We start from the raw sequence: 21,202 nt of genomic DNA, 5'->3' as shown, positions 1-21,202 counted from the left end.
ATCACCCGCATTATCGTGATGTTGTGATGCCGTCGTTGTTGGCTATGCTCTCGGTTGCCGGAAACTCAGACGGTAATCACGCCGAAGGGAATCGCCATGAATGCACTCCAGATTGTTACGTTGTTAAGTTCAGTTTTTGTGACAGTAGGATGTGCGCCTTATTTGGCGACTAGAACCTTACAGGCGGAGGATCGAGTAGTCACTGTCGTTGATCGGCCGATAGTCACGACTGGTCAAAACACTACAAACCGGCGTGTGGTTTGCCCGGAACCTAGCCCTGACGCGCTGAAGACTCTAGCGGGTTCCGCTACGGCGGAGAAAGCGAATGTTGCTGCGCTGTCTCTAGCCTTTCAAGAGTCAGCTGCGAACATAGGTTTACGAACTCAGTCGATACAGTTGTTGCGTGACCAACTTTTTAGTATCTGCCAAGCGTATGCCAACGGTGCAATAGATGATTCTGCATATCAAATGCTCCTGACCCGGAATCAGCGAAATACTGTTGCGATCATGGCGATTGAGCAGCTTACTGGTGTAGTAAGAGGGCCAAGCGTTGCCCTGAGCGGATCGAGCACTGCTAACCAGGCTAAAGAAGTAATGGATCTCACGGCACAGATTAATGCCTCAGAAGCTGACTACAACAAAATGGACGAGGCAGGCAAAAAAAGCCCTGAGGGCATTCGTACGAAGGCGTCCATTGACTCTTTAAAGAAAAGCTTAGAGGCGGCTCGCGCTGCACTGGTAAGCACTGCTGGTAGCGCGACCACTGTGATAGCACCGTCAACTCAGCTAGATCCTGGCAGTCTGACTACTGTTGCAGATGCAGTGAAATATATCTCGGACAAGGTCACAGGAGTAAATGATGGTTATTATTTGTGCTTGGATGCTTATAAGGCGTATGGGGCGACAAACATTCCTGCATCTTTAAAGACATCCTGTGACGCCATTTTTAAAGAGACAAAGCCTCAATTGGTAAGTACCCCTTAAATCTGAGATGCTACTACGTGGAAAGTGTTGGTTGGCGTATTATCAGCATACAAATCGACTTTTCGTAGACAGCGGCAATGCGTCGAACTCGCTCCAACTGCTGGACAGACTGTTTTCGATATCCGCGCCGGGATCATTGCCGATCAAGCAGCCTTGAGGGCGTTGCAGCGGTACGTGCAAGAGGTATGTCGCTAGGGCATGGCAGATACAAGAAGCCCGGCGCTGGGCCGGGCTACAGTGAATTTCTAATCTCATCGATCAGGCTGCAATACTCGATCCGCTGAGGCTTTTCTTAAGCGAGGCCTTCATCACTTCCATCTGCTCGCCTAGCTCGTCGAGTTTCGCTTTCCCGAGTAGTTTTTTGGCCTGAGGAAACATTTCAGTCTCTTCTTCCTCAATGTGGTGTTCCAATAACTCTCTGACCACCTTCACCCGCCCAGCGAATTCTGGTGTCGATGGGTCGGTGGCTTTCAGATCAGGAAGGACCAAGGAGTCAACCGTTCGATGCTCCTCCTTCGCCTCATAGTACATTTCTGCTTGTTCCTTACCGCCAGCCTCTTTGAATGCCGGGTAGAGGATCTGCTCTTCAAGTTGCGTATGGATAGTAATCTCCATTTCAAGCTTGTCGAGTAATTCAACACGTTTTTTCAGAGCCCGGTCAGTGGAATCGCTCAGCTGACTCAGGATGCCTTTTACTTTTTCGTGGTCGGCTTTGAGAAGGTCAATGGCGTTCATTTTGTATTCCTCGGCTATCACAAGGGGGGGGGCAGCTCTCCGGCTGCAGCTCAGGTCGTCCCCATCATTACGGCATCTTCTGTGCCAAACTTCGTCCGTAGGAATACTCAAAAAATTCAGTTAGTTAGGATTAGGGGTGTTGAAACGATGCCATGCACTCTGCACGGACGGTTAAAAAGAACCATGCAGAAGACAGGCTCTGCTCTCGGTAAGCCGCTCTGAGGGGGGGGCAACGAAGAGAGAAGCACCTACGACTGAAACTGCGGTAACCCATGTCCTCCGTCAGAGCTTCCCGTCTGGTCAGAATTTGCTAGGTACTCGCTGGTTATTGCAAGTGAGATGCCTGTCGAGACATAACCATTTCCTCCAGAATTTCACGAGTTAATTTTGCAATACCGTCATCGCCGCAATACTGGGAGCGGTTGATGTTAGCGATTGAAAATTGGTGGCCATCTGGGCCTGTCACTTCCACAGCCAGGCTAGCGTCTGGATTGATTACACATTCAACGACGCACTGCGGCAAGCGGCTGCGAAGCGCCGTTTCGAGCTCGCCCTTTGTCATCGTCTCCATCTCGACTGATCCCCTCGTGGATGTTGGGACCTTCAGGCTAGACGCTGAGAGCAAGATGTAAATAATGGCCGCCTGATGCTAAAACAGCAGAGCATAGGACTCAGATACAAGAAGCCCGGCGCCGGGCCGGGCTCCGCAAACTGATATCGCCACACCGATATCGATCTTAGAACTTTTCAAGAAGTGCTGGCAGGTACTTCATGGCTTTCGCGTCTCTCTCTTGGAAGTAGCCTAGGCGACGCTGTTAACGCTCGCGCTGCTGCTGAGAGCCTGCAGCGGATCGTCGACGATCTCGCCGAGCGTCTCAAGCGTACGGCCAGCAGCAATTCCTGCACTGCCGCCGCAAGCGCGGCAGCAACCCGCACGGCGCTGGTGCTTGCCGACCTGTTCAAGCGCGGTGACCAGCGAGTGGGAGACCTGGCAGCAGTTGCTGATCAAAGCCGGAGCAGGGGAGTGACGTGCGAGCAGTCCTATGACGGTATCGCCAAGGGCTCGATCAGTTCCGCCCCGTGATTCCTGACGTTTCCGACGGCGGGACTCACTTTGAACCACTCGAAGGCCTCGGCGGGCTCGCCCTGGTGCAGGGCTATCTGTTCCGCACGTTCCTTCGGCGTTGCAGGGTCGAGCCATTCCCGGCCTAGGTCCGGGGCCAGGACCACCGGCCGGCGGTCGTGAATATCGACCATGCCGCCGGCGCTGTCGGCGGTGATGATCACAAAGCCGTCGTGCTCGGCATGGTCCGGGGTCGGAAGCTGTCCGATCGAGGCGCAGAGGATGGGGGAGCCGTCGCGGTGCCGGATCAGGTAGGGCTGCTTCTTCGGGCCGCCTTCGTCCACCCACTCGAACCAGTTGTCGATCGGGCAGATAGTGCGGTGTAGCCAGATCTGGCGGAAGAATGGGCCGTGAGCCACTTTCTCGACGCGCGCATTGATCGGCGCGGCGCGGTCGGTGGCCCTGTGCGGCCGCCACCCCCAGCGCACGGCGTCAGCGTGTAGTTTGTCTTCAGCGACGTGTAAGAGGGCGAGCTGCATCGTCGGCGCCGCGTTGTAGCGCCCCAGGGGCTGATCACCGACGTTATTGATCAGGGCCCCGGGCATGCTCAGGGCTGCGACGAAGTCATGGATGCCGCGGTACTGAGAGAGTCTTCCACACATGGCTGTGTCCTCGGTTGCTCTCAGCGTAGCTTTCCACGAATACCTTCAGGTATCTGCCGACCTAAAGGGGGGGCTTTATTGATTTCTGTTTCTGGTTCATGTGTCTAGCAAAAAGGCGAGTGCTATTTGAATTGGTTTTTATTGCTGTTGGCGATAGGGGGGGGAGCAATTATTTATAGCGGATAGAAGTTTGAAAACTCTTGTTTAGAATACTATTTGCAAATTTTGACATGGGGGTTTTACCAAGCTTTAATCGACAGGGCGTATCCAAAGATTGGATTCGAGTAACAGGGAGAGGCTCTTATCAAGAGTCTCAGTAAATAAGGAAATAAGAAAATAAGGAAATTAGAATGTCTGAATCAGCCAAAAAAACAGGCTCGCAACTAGAGGCATCACCTGCTCGCAAAGATGTCACCCTCTACGACAAGGATAAAATCAAGATCCACATGTCAATGCCCGTTACAGTGAAAGTCAATCAGAGCAAAGACGTGAGCTACGACTGCGTTCCATATTTGATGAACAACACGGGCTTTCCCGTCGAGTCGGCGGAGTTCACCATCACACTCAATAATGTGAGGAATGGTGGTGGCACGAAAGACGAGATCCTGAACGTGCAGTGGTGGGACCCACAAACTTTCACGCCGTACCGGACCATGACTTTCAGGTGTGGTCGGGTTGAGGTCGGTGAAGACAAGAAGTGTGATCCCAACCCTCTTACTTGCTCTCAAATCAATTGCCACACCACAGTGACGAACGGGAACGGCACGCAGACGCTCCAAAATACCCTGAGCATTGTCTCGCTCACTTATAAACCCACAAATCCGACCTCTGATATTGGTGATGGACCGAATATCATTATTGGCTAGTTGATTTGCGATCGCGAGGCCCAGTAGGCAGGGGCTCGCGGTCGTCCCCGGCTTTATGGATTCTCCGAACAAGTCCGCAGATGTGCTGAAATACGCCTGACTACCTGATCCGAGCCGCCCATGCGCCAGTTCGCACGCCTGACGCTCAGCGCGCCGATCCCGGAAGACACCACGATCATGAACTTCCGGCACTTGCTGGAGAAGCATCCGCTCTCACCTGCGATCCTCGCGTTGCAGGAAAAAGGCCTGTCGCTGCGTCAAGGTACCATCGTTGATGCAACCATTTCCGCCACTGCTTAATGCCAGGATCAACGGCATGGCTCAGCTCGGGATGAACATCAATGGCATTGAGGAGGTCGATGGAGCCCTATATGCGCAATCGTGGTGGTGTCGCGTTGAGTAGCAATTGGGGGTGTTTTTTGTTTGGCAGGACGCCGGGGAAGGGAGAGTTTTGCAACGATTACTAAATAGTTTTGTAACGATGCTCAAGAAGCGCCGCCTGGAAAATCCCCCAGACACAAAAAAGCCCTGATAAATCAGGGCTTTCTCGTTGAGATTTGGCGGAGGCGTAGAGATTCGAACTCTAGGACCTGTTACAGTCGGCGGTTTTCAAGACCGCTGCCTTAAACCACTCGGCCACACCTCCAGATCGCATTGCGGGCGCCATAATACCCGAATGAAACACACTGTCAAACTCTCTGCGTCGCGAGTTACAGAGCCTCTGTTATCATCCATGCCACTAAATGTTTCCCCCAACAGGAGTGTCGCCATGCGCGAACAGGATTACGCAGTTAACAACGGCGTGCAGGCCGAGCAGCTAGAGGTTAGCCGCGTCCTGCGCAACACTTACGGCCTGCTGGCCCTGACCCTCGCGTTCAGTGGGGTGATGGCCTATGTGGCACAGCAGATGCGTGTCGGTTATCCGAACATCTTCGTGGTGCTGATCGGCTTCTACGGTCTGTTCTTCCTCACCAACAAACTCCGTGACTCGGCCTGGGGCCTGGTGTCGGCTTTCGCCTTGACCGGTTTCATGGGCTTTCTGCTGGGCCCGATTCTCAACCGCTACCTGGGCATGCAGGGCGGCGCCGAAGTGGTCAGCTCGGCCTTTGCCATGACGGCACTGGTATTCGGCGGTCTGTCGGCCTATGTGCTGATCACCCGCAAGGACATGAGCTTCCTCGGCGGCTTCATCACCGCCGGTTTCTTCGTCCTGATGGGCGCCGTGCTGGCCAGCCTGTTCTTCCAGATCAGCGGCCTGCAACTGGCGATCAGCGCCGGCTTCGTGCTGTTCTCCTCGGTGTGCATCCTGTTCCAGACCAGCGCCATCATCCACGGCGGCGAACGTAACTACATCATGGCCACCATCAGCCTGTATGTATCGATCTACAACCTGTTCGTCAGCCTGCTGCAACTGTTCGGCATCATGGGTCGCGATGACTGATCACAGGTGCTGAGCCATTGAAAAAAGCCCGCTTCGGCGGGCTTTTTGTTGCCCAGGTTTTCTTTGGCTGTCCAGCTTTTCGACGCGCTCATACCTGTAGCTGTGCGGTGGTCAGCAGATGGGAGATAGCCAGTGCGCTGAACAGTGCTGGCCGCAGGGTTCGCTGTTCGCGTTCCGTCCGGCGCTGCCAAGGCGCCGGGGCGCAGAAGGGTGTGTATTCCAATCAAGGCCCGGAGAGGGTCATAGGTTATTTGAATGGGGGGCATCGATTCCATGGGTTCTGGGTTTCAGCAGGCATGAGCCTACAACCAAACTCTGGTTTTTTCCCTGTCAGAGCTTCTTCATTTCGCGCCTTTGGAGGGCCTGCGAGGCGTTTTTTCGGACCTGGAAAGCGGTCCGGACCGCTGCCTATTCCAGAGGCGGCAGGCGCCGTTTGATCGGCGATTTCTTGACAATCGCGGTGTTGGTTTCGGCGTAGTGATTGAGGTGGTCCAGCAGGCTGTCCAGTTGTTCCATGGAGCGCACCTGGAGACGGGCAATGAAGCAGTCGTCGCCGGTGACCTTGTCGCATTCGGTGAACTCGGCAATCGCGAGGATCTGCCGTTCGACCTCCTGCAACTTGCCCGGCAAGGGGCGGATGCGGACGATGGCCTGCAACTGGTAACCGAGAAACCTGGGGTCGATCTCCAGGGTATAGGCGCTGATCACGCCGCGTTCTTCCAGCCGGCGCAAGCGCTCCGAGACGCTGGGAGCGGACAGCCCGCTGATCTGCGCCAGGGCTTTGAGGGAGCGTCGCGAGTCCTGCATCAGGGCGCTGATCAGGGTTTGGTCGATGGCATCCAGCATGTCGATCTCGTTAGGTGAATGGGCTCTTTGGCCTTGATAAAAAAGGTCTGAATCGATTCTAGCCCAGGTTTTGATCTGGCGATGGGCTCTGCTGGCTGGGCATAATTTGCCCACTTGCAAAGGAGCCTGATGATGGATGCACAAACCCGACGCGGATCATTGGAAATGACCGCTGCCATGCTGATTTCCGGAACCATTGGCTGGTTCGTCCTGGTGTCCGGGCAACCGGTGCTGGATGTGGTGTTCTGGCGGTGCCTGTTCGGCGCCGGGACCTTGCTGCTGATTTGTGGAGCTTTCGGCTTTTTGCGTAAGAACATTCTGAGCAAGCGCGCCTTGATCCTCGCGGTGCTCAGTGGCGTGGCCATTGTCGGCAACTGGGTGCTGCTGTTCGGTTCCTACTCCCGGGCTTCGATCGCCATCGGCACCGCGGTGTACAACGTTCAGCCGTTCATTCTGGTGGCCCTCGGGGCGTTGTTCCTGGGAGAAAAGATCACCCCGCAGAAGCTGTTCTGGCTCGGCCTGTCGTTCGCCGGAATGCTGGCCATCGTCAGTGCCCACGGCAGCCAGGGCGAGGAGGGTGGCGACTACCTGTTGGGCATTGCCCTGGCCCTGGGCGCGGCGGCGCTGTACGCCTTCGCCGCGCTGCTGATCAAGCGCCTGAGCGGCACGCCGCCGCACCTGATCGCCCTGATCCAGGTCTGCACCGGGGTGCTGTTGCTGGCGCCCTGGGCCAACCTCGGCGCGCCACCCCAGCAGGCCAGCGCCTGGGCCAGCCTGCTGACCCTGGGCATTCTCCATACCGGGGTGATGTACGTGCTGCTGTACGGGGCGATCCAGAAACTGCCGACGGCCCTGACCGGCGCCTTGTCGTTCATCTACCCGATTGCGGCGATCCTGGTCGACTGGGTGGCCTTCGGGCACCGCCTGGGGCTGCTGCAATGGGTGGGCGTGGGGGCGATCCTGCTGGCCGCGGCCGGCATGCAGCAGGGCTGGACCCTCAAGCGCCGGCGCAGCGTTTTGCAGTAGGCGCTACAGGTTCTGGCGGGGGCCTGCAATAGGCTCCCCCGGGCCTGGCCGGGGCCCTGGCATGGGCCCTGTACCGGTCGGCGCCTGGCCTTGACAGGCCAACCCGCAGGGCTAGATTTTACCCTGCGCTGAGGCTTTTCCAGCGCACTTGCCCCCTGATCCAGGCCCCTGGGCATCCTGCCCTGGCGCGCCTCGGTCATCCGCAACCACCGGTTCGCGTCGTGCAGCGCCGGGCCGGCCCTGGAGCGCTCATGAGTACTCGACGCAAGGTTCCCGGAATCCGCAACTACGATGGTCCCGCCGGTGGCTGGGGCGCGCTCAAGGCCACTGCGACCGCGGTGCGCGAGCAGATGGACACCCTCAAGGCGCCGCTGACCCTGATGCGCACCAACCAGCCCGACGGCTTCGACTGCCCGGGCTGCGCCTGGCCGGACAAGGAGCACAAGTCGACCTTCCAGTTCTGTGAAAACGGCGCCAAGGCGGTGACCTGGGAGGCCACCAACAAGCGGGTAACCCCGGCGTTCTTCGCCCAGCATCCGGTGACCTCATTGCTGCAGCGTTCGGACTACGAACTCGAAGACCTCGGGCGCCTGACCGAGCCCCTGGTCTACGACCGTGCCAGCGACACCTTCAAGCCTGTGGCATGGCAGGACGCCTTTGCCCGCATCGGCGAGATCCTGCGCAGCCTGCAGCCCGAGCAGGTGGAGTTCTACACCTCCGGGCGCGCGTCCAACGAAGCGGCCTACCTGTACCAGCTGTTCGCCCGGGAATACGGCTGCAACAACTTTCCCGACTGCTCGAACATGTGCCACGAGCCCACCAGCGTCGGCCTGCCGCGGTCCATTGGCATCGGCAAGGGCACGGTGTCGCTGGAGGACTTCGACCTCTGCGAGCTGATCATCTCCATTGGCCACAACCCCGGCACCAACCACCCGCGGATGATGGGCACCCTGCATGAAGCTTCGCGGCGCAAGGTGCCGATCATGGTCTTCAACCCTTTGCGCGAGCGCGCCCTGGAGCGGTTCGCCGACCCGCAGAACATGGTGGAGATGGCCACCTACGGCTCCACCCGCATCGCCTCGTCGTACTTCCAGGTCAAGGCCGGCGGCGACGCGGCGGCTATCAAGGGCATCATGAAGGCGCTGCTGGCCCTGGAGGACAGCCTGGGGCAAGTCCTGGACCAGGCATTCATCGCCGAGCACACCCAGGGCTTCGAGGCCCTGGCGGCGGACCTGCATGCCACCGCCTGGGCAGACATCGAGCAGGCCAGCGGACTGCACCAGGCGGACCTGGAAATGGTCGCCGCGGCCTATGCCAAGTCCAACGCCACCATCGTCACCTACGGCATGGGCATCACCCAGCACAACGAAGGCACGGCCAATGTCCGGCTGATCTGCGACCTGCTGATGCTGCGGGGCAACCTGGGCAAGCCGGGGGCGGGGATCTGCCCGTTGCGCGGCCACTCCAACGTGCAGGGCAACCGCACCGTGGGCATTACCGAGAAGCCTTCCCCGGCTTTTCTCGACAAGCTGCAGCAGACCTTCGGCTTCACCCCGCCGGCGCATCACGGCCACGATGCGGTGCAAGCCATGCAGGCGATGATCGCCGGTAGCGCCAAGGCCCTGCTGTGCCTGGGGGGCAACTTTGCCGTGGCCCTGCCGGACCCGGGCCAGTGCTTCCCGGCCATGGGCAAGCTGGACCTGAGCGTGCACATCGCCACCAAGCTCAACCGCAGCCACCTGCTGGTGGCCCGGGAAACCTTCCTCTTTCCCTGCCTGGGCCGTACCGAGCTGGATATGCAGGACGGCCTGCGTCAGGCGATCACCGTCGAAGACTCGATGTCCATGGTGCATGCCTCGGCCGGCAAGCTGGCGCCGGCCTCCGAGTTTTTGCTGTCGGAGCCGGCGATCGTCGCCGGCATGGCCCGGGCCACCCTGCCGGGCAGCCGCGTGCCCTGGCTGGAGCTGGTGGCCGACTACGACAAGATCCGCGACCTGATCGAACAGACCGTGCCCGGCTTTGACGACTACAACGCCCGCATTCGCGTGCCGGGTGGTTTCCGCATGCCCCTGGCGGCAGCCGAGCGGCAGTGGCTGACGCCCTCGGGCAAGGCCGAATTCTTCGTCTTTCCCGGGCTGCATGAGGACAAGGAAGTGGACGGCGCCGATGTGCTGCGGCTGATCACCCTGCGCAGCCACGACCAGTACAACACCACCATCTACGCCCTGGACGACCGCTATCGCGGGGTGTTCGGCCGCCGCGACGTACTGTTCATCAGCCCGGCGGACCTGGCCGCCCGGGGCCTGGCCCATGGCGACCTGGTGGACATCGAAACGGTGATTGGCGGGCGCCGGCTGCGCTACGAGAAGATCACCGCCATCGAATACAAGATCGCCAATGGCACGGTGGGCGCCTACTACCCCGAAGCCAACCGCCTGGTGCCCCTGGACTACCTGGACGTGGACAGCGGCACGCCGTCCTACAAATCGGTGCCGGTGCGAGTGTTGCGCTCAAGCCCCGCTTGAACGGAGCCACAGCGCCTCGCGCCTCGCGCCTCGCGACTCGCGACTCGTGCAGCCGCTGCCGCAGGCTGCGCACGGTCGCGTAGCGGCCGCGGCGATCCGGAAAACGCTGATGCCCGGCGGGAGATCGCCAAGCAAGGCCCTGCGGTCCTTTGCGCAGCCTCGCAGGCTCGGCAGCGGCTACAGGGTCGTGCGCTGTGGGAGGCCAGAGATGCTTGATGGCCCGGGGATTCGGTGAATGGGAGGGCGGCACCTTCCAGGGGGAGCAATCTCCCTGGCCAAGTTCACAATCTGCTATTTTCCTGTCGGTGATTTTTCCGACCGCAGCCTGTGGAACCCATAATGACCCAGCCGTCCTCCCTGGCCGAGCGCAAGCCCGAGCCCCAAGCCATCTGCAATCCCATCACCCGTAGCGCGATCTTCATCGTCGCCACCCTGGCGCCCGGCGCCGCTGCCGCGCAAACCGTGCGCGACTGGTGCGCCGATATCGCCGCCTTGACCCGTTCGGTGGGCAAGCGCGTCCCGGGGGGCAATCTGTCCTGTGTCTGCGGTTTTGGCTCCAGCGCCTGGGACCGCCTGTTCGGCGGCCCGCGCCCGGCGTCGCTGCACCCGTTCATCGAGGTGGGCGTGGAGGGGCGCCGCGCGCCATCGACTCCCGGCGACCTGCTGCTGCACATCCGTGCCGAACAGATGGACCTGTGTTTCGAGTTGGCCACGCAGTTGCTCAAGCCCCTGGGGGATTCGATCAAGGTGGTGGACGAGGTCCAGGGCTTCCGCTATTTCGACATGCGCAGCATGGTCGGCTTCGTCGACGGCACCGAGAACCCGGAAGGCCGCGAGGCGGTGGATTTCACCCTGGTGGGGGACGAGGACCCGCAGTTCTGCAATGGCAGCTACGTGCTGGTGCAGAAGTACCTGCACAACATGACCGCCTGGAACGAACTGACGGTGGAGGCCCAGGAGCGCATCATCGGCCGCACCAAACTGTCGGATATCGAACTCGACGATGCAGTCAAACCCAGCTGCTCACACAGCTCCCTGACCACCCTGGAAGAGAACGGCGAGGAGGTGAAGATCCTGCGCGACAACATGCCGTTCGGCCGCCCGGGCGCCGGGGAGTTCGGCACCTATTTCATCGGCTACGCCCGCTCGCCACGGCCGGTGGAGCAGATGCTGGAGAACATGTTCGTCGGCCGCCCTGCAGGCAACTACGATCGCCTGCTGGACTTCAGCACCGCGGTCACCGGCGGGCTGTTCTTCGTGCCCTCCGCCGACCTGCTGGAAGACCTGGCCGAGCGCGCGCCCACCGGCCTGTAGGCGCAAAAAACCGGCCCGCTATTGCGGGCCGGGGTTGCAGGCGTTATCGCCCCTGCTCAGTGGCTGTGCATGCCGGCGGCTTGCATCAGCAGCCGCAACACGCCGGCCACCAGCCCCAGGCCCACCACACTGGCCAGCCAGATACCCCCCATCCACAGCAACCGCTGCCAGGTGGATGCCGGCCGCGTCGATAGCCTATCCATGCGCCAGCTCCAGCATCAGTGCGCCGCTGCAGGCGAGCATCAGCAGTGCGCCGATGAACAGCAGGCTCAGTTGCGCCACAGCCTTGTGCCAGGGCAGGGGTGTAGCTCGATCAATGGTAGCCATCGCCAATCCTCACTTTGCCGCGGAACACGTAGTAGCTCCAGCAGGTGTACATCAGGATGACCGGCAGGATGAACAGGGTGCCGATCAGGATGAACAGCTGGCTGGACAGCGGTGAAGCCGCCTCCCACAGGCTGATGGACGGCGGCACTATGTTCGGCCAGATGCTGAACGCCAGGCCGATGTAGCCGAGGAACACCAGCACCAGGGTGAACACGAACGGCCAGTGGGAATGGTGCTGGCGCAAAGTGCCCAGGAGCCCGAACAGTGCCGCCAGCCCCAGCACCAGCAGCGCACCGAAGATCACGATATGGGCATGGCTGAACCAGCGGTTGGCGATCTCCGGGTGCAGCAGCGCGGTCCACACGCAGAGCACCGCCACCACCGCGGTCAGCGCGAACGCCAGGGGCCGGGTGTAGTGGCGCATGCGCGCTTCCAGCATGCCTTCGGTCTTGACCAGCAGCCAGGTGCTGCCCAGCAGCGCATAGGCCACGATCAGCCCCAGGCCGCAGAACAGCGGGAAGGGCGCCAGCCAGTCCAGGGTGCCGCCGGCGAACTGCCGATCGACCACCGGGATGCCGCTGATATAGGTGCCGATCACGATGCCCTGGCACAGGGTCGCCAGCAGCGAGCCGCCGATGAACGCCCAATCCCAGATGTGCCGTTTCTCGGGGCTGGCCTTGAAGCGGAACTCGAAGGCCACGCCGCGGAAGATCAGCCCTGCGAGCATGAAGATCAGCGGCAGGTACAGGGCCTCCAGGATCACCGAATAGGCCAGGGGAAAGGCGCCGTACAGCGCCGCGCCACCGAGGATCAGCCAGGTCTCGTTACCGTCCCACACCGGGGCCACGGTGTTCATCATCACGTCCCGTTCCCGGGCATCGGGGATCAGCGGGAAGAGAATCCCCAGCCCCAGGTCGAAGCCGTCCATGATCACGTACATCATCACCCCGAAGGCAATGATCACGCCCCAGATCAACGACAGGTCTATGCCTTGAATCGTCATGTCGATATCCCTTGTTTCAGTGGTGTTGGTCGCTGGACGCAAAGGTCTCTGCGATGGCGGACAGTGGCCGGCGCGGAGTCGGCTCCTGGCCGGGCGCAGTGCTGGGCGGATGCTCGTGGTGGGGCTGCGGGCCCTTGCGCACCAGCTTCATCATGTAGCCGATGCCCACCGCGAACACCGAGAAGTAGATCACCACGAACAGCGCCAGGGAGATGCTCAGTTGCGCCACGCTGTGGTTGGAGGCGGCGTCGCTGGTGCGCAGCAGGCCGTACACCACCCAGGGCTGGCGCCCGACTTCGGTGGTGATCCAGCCCGCCAGCAGGGCGATCAGGCCACTGGGGCCCATCCACAGCACCAGGCGCAGGAACAGGCGGTTGCGGTACAGCCCGCCGTTGCGTCGCAGCAGCAGGCCCAGCAACCCGGTGAGGATCATCAACATGCCCAGGCCGGCCATGATGCGGAAGCTGAAGAACACAATGGCCGAGTTGGGCCGGTCTTCCTTGGGGAAGCTCTTGAGCGCCGGGATCTGCTTATCCAGGCTGTGGGTCAGGATCAGGCTGCCCAGGTAGGGCACTTCCACGGCGTAGTCGGTTTTCTCGCCGTCCATGTTGGGAATGCCGAACAGCACCAGGGGCGAGGGTTCGCTGCCGTGGTTTTCCCAGTGGCCTTCGATGGCGGCGATCTTCGCCGGCTGGTGCTCCAGGGTGTTCAGGCCATGGGCGTCACCGACCACCGCCTGGATCGGTGCCACGATCAGCGCCATCCACAGCGCCATCGACAGCATCTTGCGCACCGGCGGCGTGTCGTTGCCCCGCAGCAGGTGCCAGGCGGCGCTCGATCCGACGAAGAACGCCGTGGCGACGAATGCGGCAATCGCCATGTGCATCAGGCGGAAGGGGAAGGACGGGTTGAAGACGATCGCCAGCCAGTCCATGGGCATGATCCGCCCATCGACGATGGAGAAGCCCTGGGGCGTCTGCATCCAGCTGTTGGAGGCGAGGATCCAGAAGGTCGAGATCAGGGTGCCGATGGCCACCATCACCGTGGCGAAAAAGTGCAGCCCGCGACCCACCCGGTTCCAGCCGAACAGCATGACCCCGAGAAAGCCCGCTTCGAGGAAGAACGCGGTCAGCACTTCATAGGTCAGCAGAGGGCCGGTGATACTCCCGGCGAAGTCCGAGAAGCGGCTCCAGTTGGTGCCGAACTCGTAGGCCATGACCAGCCCGGAAACCACGCCCATGCCGAAGTTGACGGCGAAAATCTTCGACCAGAAGTGGTACAGGTCCTTGTAGGTGCTGTTGTGGGTCTTGAGCCACAAGCCTTCGAGCACCGCCAGGAAACTGGCCAGGCCGATGGTGATGGCGGGAAAGATGATGTGGAACGAGACCGTGAACGCGAACTGGATGCGCGCCAGGTCGAGTGCCTGTAGATGAAACATGACGAAACCCTCGTAATGGCTGGGGGCCCGCGCAGGCGCCTTCCGGCCGCCGTGAACCCGGGTTCGCGGCGTACGGCAAAAGGCTGCGCGGGGCAGGCTGGAGCGGCGCCTTGGCCGCTCCGGCCGGGTCAAACGCCGACGGACTGGATCAGGTTGCTGGCCGCCGCCGGCTCCAGGCGGATGGCGATGAACTTGGAGGTCGGCGTGTAGGTGCGGTCGCCGTAGCTTTCCAGGGGCACCAGGGGGTTGGTCTCCGGGTAGTAGGCGGCCGACTGGCCGGTGGGAATGTCGTAGGCGATCAGGGTGAAACCGCTGACCCGGCGTTCCCGGCCGTCATCCCACAGCGACACGATGTCGACCTTCTGCCCCGGCTCGTAGCCCAGCCGGCGGATGTCGTCCTCGTTGGCGAACAGCACCTCGCGCATGCCGTAGACCCCGCGATAGCGGTCGTCCAGGCCATACAGGGTGGTGTTGTACTGGTCGTGGGAGCGCATGGTCTGCAGGATCAGGTCGGGCTTGACCTTCAGCTTGCGCACCCCGGCGCTGACCAGGTGTTCCGGCAGCTCGCTGGGGATGAACCGCGCCTTGCCGGTGGCGGTGTTCCAGCGCCGTTGGCTGGCGTCGTTGCCCAGGTGGAAGCCGCCGGGGTTGAGCAGCTTGAGGTTGAAGTCGGAAAAACCGGGGATGGTGTCGGCGATCAGGTCGCGGATGCGCCCGTAGTCTTCGATCGCCCACAGCCAGTCGATGGGGTGCTGGCCCAGGGTGGCGTTGGCGATGCCGGCGATGATCGCCGGTTCCGAACGCAGGTGCGGCGACTTGGGTTTGAGCTGGCCGTGGGAGATATGCACCATGCTGAAGGTGTCTTCCACGGTGATGCCTTGCGGGCCGTTGGCCTGGACATCGATATCGGTGCGGCCCAGGCACGGCAGGATCAGCGCCTCGCGCCCGGTCACCAGGTGGCTGCGGTTGAGCTTGGTGGCGATGTGCACGGTGAGCTCGCAGTTGCGCAGGGCCGCGTGGGTGCGCGGGGTGTCCGGGGTGGCCTGGGCGAAGTTGCCCCCCAGGCCGATGAACACCTTGGCCCGGCCCTGTTCCATGGCCGAGATCGCCATCACCGTGTTGTGCCCGTGCTCTCGGGGCGGCTTGAAGCCGAAGCGCGCCTCAAGGGCATCCAGCAGCTCGGTGGGCGCCAGTTCGTTGATGCCCATGGTGCGATCGCCCTGCACGTTGCTATGGCCGCGCACCGGCGACAGGCCGGCGCCGGGACGGCCGATATTGCCCCGCAGCAACAGCACGTTGATCACTTCCTGGATGGTCGGCACCGAGTGGGTGTGCTGGGTCAGGCCCATGGCCCAGCACATGATCGCGCGCTTGGCCTTGCGGTACATGCGCGCGGCCAGCTCGATGTCGGCCAGGCTCAGGCCGGACTGCTCGACGATGTGGTTCCAGGACGTGGCATCGACTTCGGCCAGGTAGCTGTCCAGGCCCGAGGTGTGTTCGGCGATGAAGGCCCGGTCGAACACCGCTTCGCCATTGTTGGCCAGGGCTTCGCGCTCCCAGCGCAGGAGGAACTTGGCGATGCCGCGAAAGGCCGCCATGTCGCCGCCCAGGGCCGGGCGGAAGTAGGCCGAGGAGGTGGGCTCGGAGCCGTTGGTGAGCATCTCCAGCGGGTGCTGGGGGTGCTGGAAACGCTCCAGGCCACGTTCCTTGAGGGGGTTGAAGCAGATCACCTGGGCACCGCGTTTCACCGCCTCGCGCAGTGGCTCGAGCATCCGCGGGTGGTTGGTGCCGGGGTTCTGGCCGATGACGAAGATCGCGTCGGCCTGTTCCAGGTCATGGAACACCACCGTGCCCTTGCCCACGCCGACGCTTTCGAACATACCCACGGCACTGGCCTCGTGGCACATGTTGGAGCAGTCGGGGAAGTTGTTGGTGCCATAGGCGCGCACGAACAGTTGGTACAGGTAGGCCGCCTCGTTGCTGGCCCGGCCGGAGGTGTAGAACTCCGCCTGGTTGGGCGAGTCCAGGCCCTTTAGGTGGCTGGCAATCAGGTCGAAGGCTTCGTCCCAGGTGGTTTCCACATAGCGGTCCTGGGTGGCGTCATAGCGCATGGGGTGGGTCAGGCGGCCCTGGTACTCGAGCCAGTAGTCGCTCTGCGCGGCCAGGGCCGAGACCGTGTATTTGTTGAAAAAGGCCGGGTTCACCAGGCGCCCGGTGGCTTCCCAGTTGACCGCCTTGGCGCCGTTCTCGCAGAACTTGACCATGCCGTTTTCCGGTGACTCGCCCCAGGCGCAGCCGGGGCAGTCGAAGCCGCCGTTCTGGTTGGTCTTGAGCATGGCGCGGATGTTCTTGAAGGCGTTCTCGCTGCCCAGCCAGTTCTTGGTCACTGCGATCAGCGCCCCCCAACCGGCAGCGGCGCCCTTGTAGGGTCTGTATCGATCAACTTCGCTCATGATATTTCTCCAATACAGCGCACGCAGGCAACCGGCCGACATTGAATTGATGTCAGTGATTGTTTGACTGCACAGGCTAAATGCGGTTGTTGTGAACTTGTTTGAGTTCGGTATTGCTTATTGGTGTGGAGTAACTTTCAGGGCTCGTTATATGGGCCACGAATAAAGCCTATTCGTCACCCGTGGCCGCTGTCTAATCGCAATTAATGACCGGCTGATCGAAAGCCTCTATCACCGTTAAAAACCTATATATATCAAATGCTTGATTGTTTGTTTCGGTCTTTGTGGGAAGCGATTTTAGGAGCGATAGATTGTATTGATCAGCCAGTTGTTAATAGCGATTGGACGGGGTTTTTAATGGCTTTTAATCTTGCCGCCAATAACACCTTCTGCATGTGCTTGTGTGGAAGAACTTCAACTAATCGCGATGGATTCCCACCGTCGAAAGAGGCTCGGATGTCAGATCAGGTATTGCTCGATGGCTTCGCTCGGCGGGTCGACTATCTGCGCATGTCGGTGACCGACCGCTGCGATTTCCGCTGTGTGTATTGCATGGCCGAAGACATGCAGTTCCTGCCGCGCCAACGCATTCTTACCCTGGAAGAGCTGTACCAGCTGGCCGAACGTTTCGTGGCCCTGGGCACCCGCAAGATCCGCCTCACTGGCGGCGAGCCGCTGATCCGCCCCGGGGTGGTCCAGCTGTGCCGGGACATTGCCCGGCTGCCCGGGCTGCGGGAGCTGTGCATGACCACCAACGGCTCGCAATTGGGCAAGCTGGCCGCGCCGCTGTTCGACGCCGGGGTCAAGCGCCTGAACATCAGCCTCGACAGCCTGGACCCGACCCTGTTTCGGCAACTGACCCGCACCGGCGAGCTGGGCCAGGTGGTCGCCGGCATCGACGCGGCGATTGCCGCCGGCTTTGAGCGCACCAAGCTCAACTGTGTGGTGATGAAGGGGCGCAACGACCAGCAGATCAACGAACTGGTGGCCTTTGCCATCGACCGCGGCCTGGACATCTCCTTTATCGAGGAAATGCCCCTGGGCACCATCAGCGAACACAGCCGCAGCGATGCGTTCTTTTCCAGTGCCCGGGTTCGTGAGCGGATCGCCGAGCGCTACACCCTGATCGAGTCCGCCGAGTCGACCCAGGGCCCGTCGCGCTACTGGCGCCTGGCCGAGGCGCCGCACATTCGCCTGGGGTTCATCTCGCCCCACAGCCACAACTTCTGCGGCACCTGCAACCGCGTGCGCCTGACCGTCGAAGGCCGCTTGCTGCTGTGCCTGGGCAACGAGAACTCGGTGGACCTCAAGGCCGTGCTGCGCGCTCACCCCGGCGATACCGGGCGCCTGCAGCGGGCCATAGTCGAGGCGATGAAACTCAAGCCCTACAGCCATCACTTCGAACTCAACGACGAGGTGCAGGTGGTGCGCTTCATGAACATGACCGGCGGCTGAACCGCTGCTCATCACGGCTTTTCATTGTGCAAAGGTTCTACCCCGATGATCGTCAGATCCAAACCCAACCTGATCAGCGTGCTGATTTCCCTCAAGGGGTCGATTGCCAAGCGCATCGCCCTGCGCAGCCTGCTGGTGACCCTGCTGGCCTCGGCCATCGTGCTGATCGAGACCTTGCACCCGGCGTATTTCTCCAAGGTCAATGCCACCCCGTTCACCTTGCTCGGCCTGTCGCTGTCGATCTTCATGAGCTTTCGCAACAACGCCTGCTACGACCGCTGGTACGAAGCGCGCAAGGCCCTGGGCACGGTGGTGACCGAGGTGCGCTCGATGATCCGCGAAACCCAGGTGCTTGAAGACACCCGGGCGCGCAGCGCGATCCTGGGTGACCTGTGCGGTTTCGCCCATGCCCTCAAGGCCCGGCTGCGCCGCGAAGATGAACTGAGCGCTGCCGAAACCTGGCTCAGCCAGTTGCCGCCGGCAAGCACCAGCAACCTGCCGGACAGCCTGCTGCGCCAGATCGCGCGCCAGTGTTCGGACCAGGCCCAGGCGGGGCGGCTCAGCGAATGGCGCTACCTGCTGCTGGCCAATCAACTGGCAGCCATCACCGGCGCGCAATCCACCTGCGAGCGGATCAAGGCCACGCCGCTGCCGTTTCCCTACACGTTGCTGCTGCACCGCACCAGCTACATGTTCTGCATCCTCCTGCCCTTTGCCATGGCCGAGCCGCTGGGCTGGCTGACGCCGATCTTCACCGCCATCGTCAGCTACACCTTCTTCGGCCTGGACGCCATTGGCGACGAGCTGGAAGACCCCTTCGGCCACGACGAGAACGACCTGCCGCTGAGCGCCATCGTGCGCAACATCGAGCGCGAGATTCTCGAAGCCCTGGGGGCCACCGAACTGCCGCCGGCGCTGGAGCCGGTGGACTATGTCCTGAGCTGATCCACTGTTGTTATCCGAGGTTGCACATGAATGAACTCACTCACCTGGACGACCAGGGCCGGGCCAGCATGGTGGATGTCACCTGCAAGGCCGCTACCGAGCGCGAGGCCCAGGCTCGGGCCTGGGTACGCATGCTCCCGGCCACCCTGCAACTGATCCAGGACCAGGGTCATCCCAAGGGCGATGTGTTCGCCGTGGCGCGCATCGCCGGGATCATGGCGGCAAAGAAGACCCACGAACTGATCCCCCTGTGCCACCCGTTGCTGCTCACCGGGATCCACATCGAACTGCAGGCACTGCCGCCGGACCGGGTGCAGATCACCAGTTGCTGCCGGCTCAACGGCGCCACCGGGGTCGAGCTGGAAGCCATGACCGCCGCCAGCGTGGCGGCGCTGACGATCTATGACATGTGCAAGGCGGTGGACCGCGCCATGGTCATCGAAGGGCTGCACCTGCTGAAGAAGCAGGGCGGCAAGTCCGGCACCTTTATCGCAGGAGAGGCCCGATGATTCTGGTCAACTACTTTGCCCGCTACCGTGAGCAACTGGGCTGCGGTGGCGAGAAACTGCCCCTGGATGCCAGCCTGCGCACCGTCGAGGACCTGCGCCAGCGGCTGATGGCCCGGGGTGAAACCTGGGCGCAGGTGCTGGGGGAGAACAGCCTGATGTGCGCGCTGAACCAGGAACTGTGCAAGCTCGATGCGGCCATCGAGGACTTCGATGAAATCGCCTTCTTTCCGCAAGTGACCGGAGGCTGAGCATGAGCATCCAGGTGCAGACCCAGGCGTTGAGCCTCGACCAGTTGAATGCCGGCTTGCAGGCCGGCGACGCCAGCGTCGGCGGCGTGGTGACCTTTATCGGTTATGTGCGCGATCTCAACCTGGGGGAGGCGGTGCACAGCCTGTTTCTTGAACACTACCCGGGCATGACCGAGCGCTCGCTGCAGCGCATCGTGGAGCAGGCCCAGGCGCGCTGGCCGCTGAACCGGGTGAGCCTGGTGCACCGGGTGGGGTTGCTGCAGGTGGGTGAGCCCATCGTTTTTGTCGGGGTGGCCAGCGCCCATCGCCAAGCGGCCTTCGAGGCCTGCGCCTTCATCATGGATTACCTCAAGACCCGCGCCCCGTTCTGGAAGCGCGAAGTCACCCCGACCGGCGAACGCTGGATCGACGGTCGCGAGAGCGACCGGCAGGCGGCCGAACGTTGGGGTGTAGAACGTTGAGCTTATGCCGCTGACAGAGGCTTGAGGGAAGGGGCTAGCCACGCCGGATGCATGTCATCCGGCGTGGTGCATTTACACCGGGCTGTAGATCCGCGGGGCGTTGCGGTGGGGGACGTGGATCAGGTTCAGGCGATGCTTGTTGGCCCATTGCACGGTGAGTGCGGTCGGCGCCGAGAGGCTGACCAGGGTGCCGAGGCGGGCGCGCACGGCCTTGTGGATCAGTTCCAGGCTGCAACGGCTGGTGACCACGGTAAAGCCCTGGCGGCCATCGATCCCGGCCTGCAGCAGCGCGCCAATCAGCTTGTCCAGGGCGTTGTGGCGGCCGATGTCTTCCTGGCACAGGCGCACCTCGCCCTGTTCGTCGAAGTACAGCGCCGCATGCAGGGCGCCGCTGCTGCGGGCCATGTGCTGGGCCTGTTCGATGCGCTCGCGCAGGCCCTGCAGATGCTCGGCAGGTGGCAGGGCCGCGGGTTCGAGGATCTGCAGTTGCGGCAGCGCCTGTTCCAGGGCCTCCACTCCGCACAGGCCACAGCCGCTGGTGCCGGCCATTTGCCGGCGATGGTCCTTGAGGGCCCAGAACGCCCGGCTGGAAATTTCCACGTCGGCCTGGCAGGCCTGGGGGAAGTGGCTGAGGCGGATGTCGTAGATTTCGCCGAGGTCATTGACGATGTCGTTGGTGATGCTGAAGCCGCGAATGAAGTCTTCCAGGTTGCCCGGAGACACCATCATCACCGCCTGGCTCAGGCCGTTGTAGGTGATCGCCAGGGCGATCTCGGCGGCCAGCGGCGCCTCGGCCATCGGGCCGTCGGCGCTGTACTCGCGATAGGCCACCCGCTGCGGCGCCGGCGCCGGCGCATTGGCCTCGGGTTGTTGCTCCGTTTGTTCGATCCGGCAAACCATG

The 21,202-nt window shown here is 61.8% G+C and carries 22 protein-coding genes, 1 tRNA gene and 1 pseudogene; 13 read left to right on the top strand and 11 right to left on the bottom strand.

The features are described from left to right. The first annotated feature begins 96 nt into the window (after positions 1-96). Positions 97-984 (top strand): hypothetical protein, encoded by an 888-nt coding sequence (locus AC1RGE_RS09185; RefSeq protein WP_492584051.1) that lies wholly within the window; start codon positions 97-99, stop codon positions 982-984. 258 nt (positions 985-1,242) lie between these two features. On the opposite strand, the gene AC1RGE_RS09180 is transcribed toward AC1RGE_RS09185, so the two are convergent. Both AC1RGE_RS09180 and AC1RGE_RS09175 read right to left on the bottom strand, forming a co-directional pair. Continuing rightward, positions 1,243-1,719, bottom strand: a complete 477-nt coding sequence (locus AC1RGE_RS09180) for a PA2171 family ribosome-binding persister protein (RefSeq protein ID WP_492584049.1) — start codon at positions 1,717-1,719, stop codon at positions 1,243-1,245. Positions 1,720-2,044: 325 nt separating this feature from the next. Then, positions 2,045-2,290, bottom strand: coding sequence for a hypothetical protein (locus tag AC1RGE_RS09175; protein ID WP_492584047.1), 246 nt, complete (start codon positions 2,288-2,290; stop codon positions 2,045-2,047). A 183-nt stretch (positions 2,291-2,473) separates the two neighbouring features. Here AC1RGE_RS09175 and AC1RGE_RS09170 point away from each other — a divergent pair, with 183 nt between their 5' ends. Next, positions 2,474-2,803: a DUF2514 family protein gene (locus tag AC1RGE_RS09170; RefSeq protein ID WP_492584045.1), complete on the top strand. Its 330-nt coding sequence runs from the start codon at positions 2,474-2,476 to the stop codon at positions 2,801-2,803. Here the strand turns inward: AC1RGE_RS09170 and AC1RGE_RS09165 are convergent. Continuing rightward, positions 2,761-3,444, bottom strand: a complete 684-nt coding sequence (locus AC1RGE_RS09165) for an SOS response-associated peptidase family protein (protein ID WP_492584043.1) — start codon at positions 3,442-3,444, stop codon at positions 2,761-2,763. The two genes, AC1RGE_RS09170 and AC1RGE_RS09165, sit on opposite strands and share 43 nt — an antisense overlap. A gap of 350 nt (positions 3,445-3,794) precedes the next feature. Here AC1RGE_RS09165 and AC1RGE_RS09160 point away from each other — a divergent pair, with 350 nt between their 5' ends. Both AC1RGE_RS09160 and AC1RGE_RS09155 read left to right on the top strand, forming a co-directional pair. Further along, positions 3,795-4,310: a hypothetical protein gene (locus tag AC1RGE_RS09160; RefSeq protein ID WP_011062084.1), complete on the top strand. Its 516-nt coding sequence runs from the start codon at positions 3,795-3,797 to the stop codon at positions 4,308-4,310. Positions 4,311-4,430: 120 nt separating this feature from the next. Then, positions 4,431-4,595 (top strand): annotated as a pseudogene (locus tag AC1RGE_RS09155) (IS5/IS1182 family transposase); the annotation flags it as partial. 273 nt (positions 4,596-4,868) lie between these two features. On the opposite strand, the gene AC1RGE_RS09150 reads toward AC1RGE_RS09155, so the two are convergent. Further along, positions 4,869-4,956: transfer RNA gene (locus AC1RGE_RS09150), tRNA-Ser, on the bottom strand. Between the two features lie 123 nt (positions 4,957-5,079). On the opposite strand from AC1RGE_RS09150, the gene AC1RGE_RS09145 reads away from it, so the two are divergent. Then, the gene (locus AC1RGE_RS09145) at positions 5,080-5,751 is read left to right on the top strand and encodes a Bax inhibitor-1/YccA family protein (RefSeq protein WP_011062013.1); all 672 of its coding nucleotides are present in this window, start codon (positions 5,080-5,082) and stop codon (positions 5,749-5,751) included. Positions 5,752-6,159: 408 nt separating this feature from the next. Here AC1RGE_RS09145 and AC1RGE_RS09140 read toward each other — a convergent pair whose 3' ends face one another. Beyond that, positions 6,160-6,597, bottom strand: coding sequence for an Lrp/AsnC family transcriptional regulator (locus AC1RGE_RS09140; RefSeq protein WP_011062012.1), 438 nt, complete (start codon positions 6,595-6,597; stop codon positions 6,160-6,162). Positions 6,598-6,729: 132 nt separating this feature from the next. On the opposite strand from AC1RGE_RS09140, the gene AC1RGE_RS09135 reads away from it, so the two are divergent. From AC1RGE_RS09135 to AC1RGE_RS09125, 3 genes are all read left to right on the top strand, one after another. After that, a complete protein-coding gene (locus AC1RGE_RS09135; RefSeq protein ID WP_011062011.1) occupies positions 6,730-7,623 on the top strand; it encodes a DMT family transporter in 894 nt (297 codons plus the stop codon). A 251-nt stretch (positions 7,624-7,874) separates the two neighbouring features. Then, positions 7,875-10,148, top strand: coding sequence for an FdhF/YdeP family oxidoreductase (locus tag AC1RGE_RS09130; protein ID WP_011062010.1), 2,274 nt, complete (start codon positions 7,875-7,877; stop codon positions 10,146-10,148). A 339-nt stretch (positions 10,149-10,487) separates the two neighbouring features. Then, positions 10,488-11,462: a Dyp-type peroxidase gene (locus tag AC1RGE_RS09125; RefSeq protein ID WP_015636148.1), complete on the top strand. Its 975-nt coding sequence runs from the start codon at positions 10,488-10,490 to the stop codon at positions 11,460-11,462. Positions 11,463-11,518: 56 nt separating this feature from the next. Here AC1RGE_RS09125 and AC1RGE_RS09120 read toward each other — a convergent pair whose 3' ends face one another. The 5 genes from AC1RGE_RS09120 to AC1RGE_RS09100 all read right to left on the bottom strand — a co-directional run bounded on the left by AC1RGE_RS09120 (position 11,519) and on the right by AC1RGE_RS09100 (position 16,683). Further along, positions 11,519-11,665, bottom strand: a complete 147-nt coding sequence (locus tag AC1RGE_RS09120; RefSeq protein WP_011062008.1) for a DUF2474 domain-containing protein — start codon at positions 11,663-11,665, stop codon at positions 11,519-11,521. Continuing rightward, on the bottom strand, positions 11,658-11,789 hold the full coding sequence (locus tag AC1RGE_RS09115) for a hypothetical protein (protein ID WP_015636146.1): 132 nt from the start codon (positions 11,787-11,789) through the stop codon (positions 11,658-11,660). The genes AC1RGE_RS09120 and AC1RGE_RS09115 overlap by 8 nt, the downstream gene beginning before the upstream one ends. Beyond that, entirely contained in the window at positions 11,776-12,792 is a 1,017-nt protein-coding gene (gene cydB / locus AC1RGE_RS09110; protein ID WP_011062007.1) for a cytochrome d ubiquinol oxidase subunit II, read from the bottom strand. Before cydB ends, AC1RGE_RS09115 begins: the two co-directional genes overlap by 14 nt. A 16-nt stretch (positions 12,793-12,808) precedes the next feature. After that, on the bottom strand, positions 12,809-14,230 hold the full coding sequence (locus AC1RGE_RS09105) for a cytochrome ubiquinol oxidase subunit I (protein WP_346625022.1): 1,422 nt from the start codon (positions 14,228-14,230) through the stop codon (positions 12,809-12,811). Positions 14,231-14,358: 128 nt separating this feature from the next. Further along, positions 14,359-16,683, bottom strand: a complete 2,325-nt coding sequence (locus AC1RGE_RS09100; RefSeq protein ID WP_492584041.1) for an FdhF/YdeP family oxidoreductase — start codon at positions 16,681-16,683, stop codon at positions 14,359-14,361. 456 nt (positions 16,684-17,139) lie between these two features. Here AC1RGE_RS09100 and moaA point away from each other — a divergent pair, with 456 nt between their 5' ends. From moaA to moaE, 5 genes are read left to right on the top strand one after another with little or no spacing between them, the layout of a single operon-like run. After that, positions 17,140-18,138, top strand: coding sequence for a GTP 3',8-cyclase MoaA (gene moaA / locus AC1RGE_RS09095; RefSeq protein WP_492584039.1), 999 nt, complete (start codon positions 17,140-17,142; stop codon positions 18,136-18,138). Between the two features lie 45 nt (positions 18,139-18,183). Continuing rightward, the gene (locus tag AC1RGE_RS09090; RefSeq protein WP_072444311.1) at positions 18,184-19,083 is read left to right on the top strand and encodes a bestrophin family protein; all 900 of its coding nucleotides are present in this window, start codon (positions 18,184-18,186) and stop codon (positions 19,081-19,083) included. 26 nt (positions 19,084-19,109) lie between these two features. Further along, positions 19,110-19,592, top strand: a complete 483-nt coding sequence (gene moaC / locus AC1RGE_RS09085; protein WP_036996513.1) for a cyclic pyranopterin monophosphate synthase MoaC — start codon at positions 19,110-19,112, stop codon at positions 19,590-19,592. Then, positions 19,589-19,840, top strand: coding sequence for a molybdopterin converting factor subunit 1 (gene moaD, locus AC1RGE_RS09080; RefSeq protein ID WP_011062001.1), 252 nt, complete (start codon positions 19,589-19,591; stop codon positions 19,838-19,840). The genes moaC and moaD overlap by 4 nt, the downstream gene beginning before the upstream one ends. A gap of 2 nt (positions 19,841-19,842) precedes the next feature. Continuing rightward, positions 19,843-20,301: a molybdopterin synthase catalytic subunit MoaE gene (moaE, locus tag AC1RGE_RS09075; RefSeq protein WP_011062000.1), complete on the top strand. Its 459-nt coding sequence runs from the start codon at positions 19,843-19,845 to the stop codon at positions 20,299-20,301. Positions 20,302-20,373: 72 nt separating this feature from the next. On the opposite strand, the gene fdhD is transcribed toward moaE, so the two are convergent. Beyond that, a complete protein-coding gene (gene fdhD / locus AC1RGE_RS09070) occupies positions 20,374-21,201 on the bottom strand; it encodes a formate dehydrogenase accessory sulfurtransferase FdhD (protein ID WP_011061999.1) in 828 nt (275 codons plus the stop codon). Position 21,202 lies beyond the last annotated feature (1 nt).

Source organism: Pseudomonas sp. GW823-FHT02C05, from assembly GCF_058797595.1.
This window is presented reverse-complemented; position numbering and strand designations above follow the sequence as displayed.